The following is a 7,912-nucleotide window of genomic DNA, read 5'->3' on the forward strand; positions in this document are numbered from 1 at the left end:
GCCAGTTGACGACCGTGATGTCGATGCCACGTTCTCCGGTAGGATCGTTTCGGAAAGGGCATACGCAGATGACGACGCTTGAGATCACTGTCGAGCATTTTCCCATTGCCGGCGCGTTCACCATCTCGCGCGGCTCCAAGACGGCAGCGTCCGTGGTCACCTGCCGGCTTCGCGACGGAGCGGCGAGCGGCATCGGCGAATGCGTGCCCTATGGCCGCTATGGCGAGACGATCGAGGGCGTGGTCGCGGCCATCGAGGCCTGCCGCCACGCGATCGAGCGCGGCATCGGCCGGGCCGAGCTCGCCCGCATCATGCCGCCCGGTGCGGCGCGCAATGCGGTCGATTGCGCGATGTGGGATCTGGACGGCAAGAAAAGCGCCCTGCCCGTCTGGCAGCTCGCCGGCCTGGCCCTGCCCCAGCCGCTCGTTACCGCGTTCACGATCTCGCTCGCCGACCCCGAGACCATGGCGGCCCGCGCCGCCGAGGCCGCGTTCCGTCCGGTGCTGAAGGTCAAGGTCGGCACTGCGGACGACACGGCCCGCATCCGCGCCGTTCGGACGGCCGCCCCCGAATCGATTCTCATCCTCGACGCCAACGAGGCCTGGACGGATACGAACCTCGCCGCCCACTTCGCCGTCTGCGAGGCGTGCGGCGTCGCGCTGGTTGAGCAGCCGCTCCCGGCAGGTCGCGACGAGTGCCTCGCCCGCGTGCCGCGCCCCGTCCCCGTCTGCGCCGATGAGAGCGTCCACACCATCGCCGACCTCGATCGGCTCGCCGACCGTTACGATGCCGTCAACATCAAGCTCGACAAGACAGGAGGCCTGACCCACGCCTTCGAGATGCGCGACCGGGCCCGGGCCCTCGGGCTCGACGTCATGGTCGGCTGCATGGTCGGAACCTCGCTTGCCATGGCGCCCGCCGCCCTCCTTGCGCAGGGTGCGGCCTTCGTCGATCTCGATGGGCCTCTCTTGCTCGCGCGCGACCGCGAGCCCGGCCTGCGCTACGAGGGCTCGCGGCTGATGCCGCTCGAGCCCGAACTCTGGGGCTGAAGCGTCCAGGCGGCAATCAGCAAAGCAAAGCCGATGAAGGCCGCCACGGCCATGGCGAGAAAGCCGTGGACGCCGAACCAGCCGTAAAACGCGCCCGAGACGAAGGTGCACAGGGCGGTGAACATGCCGGTGTAGAAGAAATAGAGCCCCTGCGCGGCCGTCTCCTGCCGCTCTGCCACGCGCCGCACCAGCATGGACTGCAGCCCCGTATGCATGATCGCATAGGTGAAGGCGTGCGAGCACTGCAGCGCGAAATAGCCCCAGAAGCCGAGATCGAGCGGGAACACCAGCCAGCGCAGGATGGCCAGCCCCGCGCCCGAGAAGATCATCGCCCAGAGACTGACGCGGAGGAGAATCACCTTTGCGGCGATGAACATGGCGATCTCAGCCGCCACGCCCGCGCTCCAGAGCAGGCCGATCTGCGTGCCGGAAAAGCCGATGCTCGCCCAGTAGAGGGCCGAAAAGGCAAACAGCATGCCGTGGCTGCCATTGATCAGTCCGACGCCCATCAGCAGCATCTGGATGTCGGGCGCCCGCAACGCCTTTGGCGGCGGATCGGCCAGCGTCGTCAGCGTCGAGGGACGGCGCGGCGCGCCGATGCGCGGCGCGAGGAAGGTCACCGCCACCATGGCGACGAACCCCACCGTCATGGCCGGCAGCACCATCGTCGCGCCGTAGCGGCTCATGAGGGCGCCGCCGATCATGGTCGAACAGATGAAGGCGATCGAGCCCCAGAGCCGCATCCGTGCATAGTCGAAGCCCCAGCGCCGCACGCCGGTCAGTGCGACCGCCTCGACGATCGGCACATAGGGCGAATAGACGACGCCCTGCAGCGTGTAGATGACGAGAACCGCCCAGAAGCCATGGGAAACGAACAGGCCGAGCGCCGTCAGCAGCGACAGGCCGGCCGACCAGAGCAGCAGGCGCGTCCGCTCGCCGAGCCCGTCCGCGATCATGCCGGCAACCGGGGCCGAGAACACGCGGACGAACATGGGAACCGCGAGAATGATGGAGATCTGCGCCGCGTCGAACGCGAGCGACGCCAGCCAGACCGGAAAGAACGGCAGTGCGAACCCGTTGATGAACAACGGCGCGCTGAACAGCAGCGCGATCCGCGCCACGAAACGGGACGGCGGGGCCGGCTCGGGAAGCCGCGGCGGTGTAGGAGGTTCCATGCGTATTGACCTGCTGCCGCCGTCCTGAGACCGGAATCGCTGTGAGGTGACGGTGTGATGCCGGTATAAAGCGTTCCGCCGCTGCGGGATGCGTCTTTTTTGACGCAAGCGCGGGGAATTTCTACCCCGCCGGTCCGGCGGGCCGGAGACCTGCATCCGGTCTCCCCGGCGCGTCGATGCCGCTGCCACGGTCCCCCTCGTCCGCGATCGCAAACCGTGCCACGCGGCGTTGCCCCCTGCATGCCGCGTCATGCCGCTTCATGCCGCTTGAAGCCGTTCAGGCCGCCTGACGCGCCAGAAGCGAGCCAATCAGCGCCTGTGCCTCGCTCGTATCCTCGACGGGCTGCGACACGCCCGCCAGGATGTTCCAGGTGATCAGCTCCATGCGGCCGTCCGGGTGCTCCGCGATCGCCGTGCAGCTTTCCACCCAGTCCCCCGAATTCATGTAGCGGATCCCGTCGATATCCTCGATCACCGCGTGATGGATATGGCCGCAGACGACGCCGTCGGCTTCGGCTTTCCGGGCTTCGGCTGCAACCACCGTCTGGAACGCGCCGATGAAATTGACCGCGTGCTTGACCTGCTGCTTGGCCCAGGCGGAAAACGACCAGTAGGGCATGCCGAGCCGGCGGCGAACGGCGGCAAGGCCGATATTGACGACGATGGCCATGTCGTAGGCCCAGTCGCCGAGATAGGCCAGCAGCCGCGCGTTGCGCACGACGACATCGAACTCGTCGCCATGCAGCACGAGATAGCGCAGCCCGTCGGCGCTGTCGTGGATGTGGCGCGCGGCCACTTCGATGCCGCCGAAATGCGTCCCCGGAAAGGCGCGCAGGAATTCGTCGTGATTGCCGGGAATGTAGATGATCCGCGTGCCCTTGCGGGCTTTGCGCAGCAGCTTCTGCACCACGTCGTTGCAGGCTTGCGGCCAGTACCAGGAGCGCTTCAGCCGCCAGCCGTCGACGATGTCGCCGACCAGGATAATGGTGTCGGCATCGTGCAGGCGCAGGAAATCGAGCAGGTAGTCGGTCTTTGCGGCCTTGGAGCCGAGGTGCACGTCGGAAATGAACAGGGTCCGGTAGTGCCGGACGGCAGGTTCGCTCACTCTCTTCTCCTTCGCAGCTCTTTCGGTTTCGGATGCTGCCATCCGTGAAAACAGACTCCTGTTTCAGCAGCATGACAGTGGCGCGCGTGAAAGCGAGAACCGGTCCAAAACCGGACCTGCGAACTGTACGCACCGGCCAAATCGTGCCAGAAGGACCGCGTTGAGAAAGAGGTACTGACGCAATGAGCAGCGGCGACGACACGACGACACCGAAGACACCGGCCGGCGGCGACCTTGACGAACAGGCGCTGTTCTTCCACCGGTACCCCCGCCCGGGCAAGCTGGAGATCCAGGCGACGAAGCCGCTCGGCAACCAGCGCGACCTCGCGCTCGCCTATTCCCCGGGCGTGGCCGCCCCCTGCCTCGCCATTCGCGACGATCCCTCGATGGCAGCCGCGTACACGGCACGCGCCAACCTCGTCGCGGTCGTCTCCAACGGCTCCGCCGTTCTCGGTCTCGGCAATATCGGGCCGCTCGCCTCCAAGCCCGTGATGGAAGGCAAGGCCGTCCTCTTCAAGAAGTTCGCCGGCATCGACGTCTTCGACATCGAGATCGACGCGCCGGAAATCGCGCGCATGGTCGATGTCGTCTCGGCGCTCGAGCCCACCTTCGGCGGCATCAACCTCGAGGACATCAAGGCCCCGGAATGCTTCGAGGTCGAGCGCCAGCTGCGCCAGAAGATGGACATTCCCGTCTTCCACGACGACCAGCACGGCACCGCCATCATCGTCGCCGCCGCGATCCTCAACGGCCTGGAACTGGCCGGCAAGGAGATCGCCAAGGCGAAGATCGTTACCTCGGGTGCGGGTGCCGCGGCGCTCGCCTGCCTCAATCTTCTCGTCGAACTCGGCGCGAAGCGCGAGAACATCTGGGTCCACGATCTCGAAGGTCTCGTCTATGAGGGCCGCGAAGTCCTGATGGACGAGTGGAAGTCAATCTATGCCCAGAAGAGCGACCACCGGGTCCTCGCCGACAGCATCGCCGATGCCGACGTCTTCCTCGGCCTGTCGGCCGCCGGCGTCCTGAAGCCCGAGCTACTCGTGCAGATGGCCGAGCGTCCGCTGATCATGGCGCTCGCCAACCCCAATCCGGAAATCATGCCCGATCTCGCCCGCGCCGCCCGGCCGGACGCGATGATCTGCACCGGCCGCTCGGATTTCCCCAATCAGGTGAACAACGTCCTCTGCTTCCCCTACATCTTCCGCGGCGCGCTCGATTGCGGCGCCCGGACGATCAACGAGGAAATGAAGATGGCCGCCGTGCGCGCCATTGCGGGGCTTGCCCGCGAAGAGCCGTCGGATGTGGCCGCGCGCGCCTATTCCGAGGAGACGCCGATCTTCGGGCCCGATTATCTCATTCCCTCGCCGTTCGACCAGCGGCTGATCCTGCGCATCGCCCCGGCGGTCGCCAAGGCGGCCGCAGACACCGGCGTCGCCACCCGGCCGATCGCCGATTTCGATGCCTATCTCGACCAGCTGAACCGGTTCGTGTTCCGCTCCGGCTTCATCATGAAGCCGATCTTCACGCTGGCGAAAGCCGCCGAGAAGAAGCGGGTCATCTTCTCCGAAGGCGAGGACGAGCGCGTGCTGCGCGCCGCCCAGGTCCTGCTCGAGGAAGGCACGGCCCTGCCGATCCTCATCGGCCGCCCGCAGATCATCGATCAGCGCCTGAAGCGTTTCGGCCTGCGCATCCGCCCGGACACCGATTTCGAGGTCATCAACCCGGAAAGCGACCGCCGCTTCAAGGATTACGTCGACCAGTACCTCTCGCTGGTCGGCCGGCTCGGCGTCATCCCGGAAGCTGCCCGCACCACCGTGCGCACCAACTACACCGTCATCGGCGCGCTCGCCCTCAAGCGCGGCGAAGCCGATGCGCTGATCTGCGGCCTCGAAGGGCGCTATAGCCGCCACCTGCGCGACATCTCGCAGATCATCGGCAAGCGGCCCGGTGCGCTCGACTTCTCCGCCATGAGCCTGCTGATCTCCCAGCATGGCGCGACCTTCTTCACCGACACCTTCGTCACCTTCAATCCGACCTCCGAAGAGGTCGCGCAGAAGACGATCATGGCGGCCGAGGAGATCAAGCGCTTCGGCATCACCCCGCGCGCCGCGCTCGTTTCCCACTCCAATTTCGGCTCGCGCGAGTCCGAGAGCGCGAGCAAGATGCGCCGGGCGATGGAATTCGTGCGGGAGCTTGCGCCCGACCTCGAAGCCGATGGCGAGATGCACGGCGAGTCCGCGATCTCGCAGGTCCTGCGCAAGCGGGTCATGCCGAGCACGACCCTGCACGAGGACGCCAACCTCCTCGTCTTCCCCAATCTCGATGCCGCCAACATCACCTTCGGCGTGGTCCGAAGCATGATCGACGGGCTGCATGTCGGACCGATCCTGCTCGGCGCGGCCCTGCCCGCCCACATCCTGTCGCCCTCGGTGACCTCGCGCGGCGTCGTCAACATGGCGGCCCTCGCCGTGGTAGAAGCGTCACACCCGGTATAAACCTGGCGGCCGCGACCGCCCGCCCCGCGAAAGTGATCGGTGGACGCGTTGCGGCCTTACGCAAAGCGGCTAAGATGGTTCCGCGCCCGTGATGGCGCGGACCTCCCGGCGGACCGCCTGATGGATCAGGTTGCTTCGTCGCTTGGTGAGGCCGACCCGACTTGCCGACCATATCCGGGCCGACCATAACCGTGCCGACCATAACCGTGCCGACCATAACCGGGCCGACCATAACCGTGCCGACCATAACCATCGAGACAGGCTAGCCGTTTGACGAACCGCAAACTCTCCATGGCCGCAGTGCTGATGCCCCTTCTGTTTCTGTCGGCGGGCGCCCAGGCGTCGGCGCTTTGCGACCGGCTGTATGCGCGCCTTGCCGACCTGCCGCAGCCGACGCAGGACAGCGGCGGATACAACGAAGCAGGCCAGCGGAACTATACGGGCGCCATTTCCCGACAGAACATCGAGCTGCGCAGCGCGCGCAGCCAGCAGCGGACGCTCGGCTGCAGCACGGAAAGCGTAACGGTCATCAACGGCGACAACGAAGAGGCCTGCGCCGATCTCGACAACCGGATCGCCGCGATCAGCGCCGATCTCGAGGAGCTGAAGGCCCGCCGCCGGGATGACCTCGTCGGCTCGAAGGACGATGCGGATCGGCGGCGCGTCCTGGTCGCGCTGCAGACCAACCGGTGCGAGGCGATCGACAGCGATCTCGTCAGCGCCTCCGTTTCCGGCCCCGACGGGGACGGGCCGCGCCGCTTCCGCAACATCATCGCCGACCTGCCGCCGATCGGCAGCGACGAGACGAGCCTGCGCGGCCCCTCGGACGGCGCCGCATCCGAGCCGTCGATCTCGGACCTTTCCACCCCCGAACTCCATTCGCTGACGCTGGACGGTCCGCTGCGGACCATGTGCGTGCGCACCTGCGACGGCTCGTTCTTCCCGATTTCCGCCAATGCGACGCCGGACGATTTCGCACGCGATGCCCAGGCCTGCAGCGCGCGCTGCCCGGGTGCGACGACCGAACTCTATTTCCATCCGCTGACCGGCGAGACGCAGGACATGATCTCGGCGAGCACCGGCAATCCCTACACGGATCTTCCCACGGCATTTGCCTACAAGAGTGGAAGTCCCGCGACCCGCAGCCAGTGCGGCTGCCGTCTGCCGAGCCAGGCGTCGGGTCAAAAGCCCGCCACGCCATCGGGCGCCGGTTTCTCCACCTTGCCGGGCGATGCCCCCGCACCCCGGATGAGCACCCCGTCCGAAAAGGCCGTGGTGACCATCACGACGAAGCCGGGCAGTGTCGGGGCTGCCGACACCGGCCCCGCCCCGGACGTCGAGGCCGTCGAAAGGACGGTCCTGCCTGCGGTGGCGCCGGTCGACGCGCCCGCGCGCGTGGGCAACGAGCGCCCCTATGACCCCAAGGCCAACCGCGTCCGCCAGGTCGGCCCGACCTTCCTGCCGGCCGAGGAATCCGCCATCGACCTGCGCCATCCCGCCGGCCCCGGCTATCAGCCGGAACAGACGAACTGAGCCTTTTCGCCGACCCCTCTGCTACACGGGCGCGTAGCGGACGAACGCGAAACACCGGCTGTCCGGCGACCAGTTCGGCACGTTGATCGTGCCCTGCCCACCAAACAGCTCCAGCACCGCGCGCGCATGGCCGCCGTCGGGATCCATCAGCCGCAGCCGCACCGTCAGGTCGCGGGGATGGTCGACCACATCGCCATCATAGGAAAGAACCAGCAGGTGCCGACCGTCCGGCGAGGGATGCGGGAACCAGTCGGCATAGGGGCTGTCGGTGATGCGTTCGGCAACGCCGCCGTCTGCCGGCACGCGCCAGATCTGCATTCGGCCGGTTCGGCTGGAATTGAAGTAGATCCAGCGGCCGTCCGGCGAATAGTCCGGCCCGTCGTTGCGCCCCTCGCCATGGGTCAGCCGCGTTTCCTCGCCGCCATCGACGCCGATCGTGTAGATGTCGAACACCTGGTCGCGAATACCGCAATAGGCGAGCCGCGCGCCGTCCGGCGACCAGCCATGCCAGTAGGAGGGCAGGTTCCGCGTCACCAGCCGTGGCTCGCCGCCGCC

General features: G+C 67.0%; 5 protein-coding genes and 1 pseudogene. 3 read left to right on the forward strand and 3 right to left on the reverse strand.

The window, feature by feature from the left end; all coding sequences use genetic code 11:
- Window positions 1–68 precede the first annotated feature (68 nt).
- The gene (gene dgcA, locus ASG03_RS15700) at window positions 69–1,049 is read left to right on the forward strand and encodes an N-acetyl-D-Glu racemase DgcA (protein ID WP_062694423.1); all 981 of its coding nucleotides are present in this window, start codon (window positions 69–71) and stop codon (window positions 1,047–1,049) included.
- Here dgcA and ASG03_RS15705 read toward each other — a convergent pair.
- Together ASG03_RS15705 and ASG03_RS15710 are read right to left on the reverse strand one after the other, a co-directional pair.
- On the reverse strand, window positions 1,001–2,224 hold the full coding sequence (locus tag ASG03_RS15705) for an MFS transporter (RefSeq protein WP_062694424.1): 1,224 nt from the start codon (window positions 2,222–2,224) through the stop codon (window positions 1,001–1,003). The genes dgcA and ASG03_RS15705 overlap by 49 nt on opposite strands.
- A 277-nt stretch (window positions 2,225–2,501) precedes the next feature.
- A complete protein-coding gene (locus ASG03_RS15710; RefSeq protein ID WP_062694426.1) occupies window positions 2,502–3,371 on the reverse strand; it encodes a UDP-2,3-diacylglucosamine diphosphatase in 870 nt (289 codons plus the stop codon).
- A gap of 140 nt (window positions 3,372–3,511) precedes the next feature.
- Here ASG03_RS15710 and ASG03_RS15715 point away from each other — a divergent pair, with 140 nt between their 5' ends.
- On the forward strand, window positions 3,512–5,824 hold the full coding sequence (locus ASG03_RS15715; protein ID WP_062694428.1) for an NADP-dependent malic enzyme: 2,313 nt from the start codon (window positions 3,512–3,514) through the stop codon (window positions 5,822–5,824).
- 270 nt (window positions 5,825–6,094) lie between these two features.
- Window positions 6,095–7,357 carry a DUF2865 domain-containing protein gene (locus tag ASG03_RS15720; RefSeq protein ID WP_244475288.1) on the forward strand — a complete coding sequence of 421 codons (1,263 nt, stop codon included), beginning with the start codon at window positions 6,095–6,097 and terminating at the stop codon, window positions 7,355–7,357.
- A 21-nt stretch (window positions 7,358–7,378) separates the two neighbouring features.
- Here ASG03_RS15720 and ASG03_RS22065 read toward each other — a convergent pair.
- Window positions 7,379–7,912 (reverse strand): annotated as a pseudogene (locus ASG03_RS22065) (TolB family protein); the annotation flags it as partial.

The organism is Rhizobium sp. Leaf341 (genome assembly GCF_001424325.1).
Taxonomy (GTDB): Bacteria; Pseudomonadota; Alphaproteobacteria; order Rhizobiales; family Rhizobiaceae; genus Ferranicluibacter.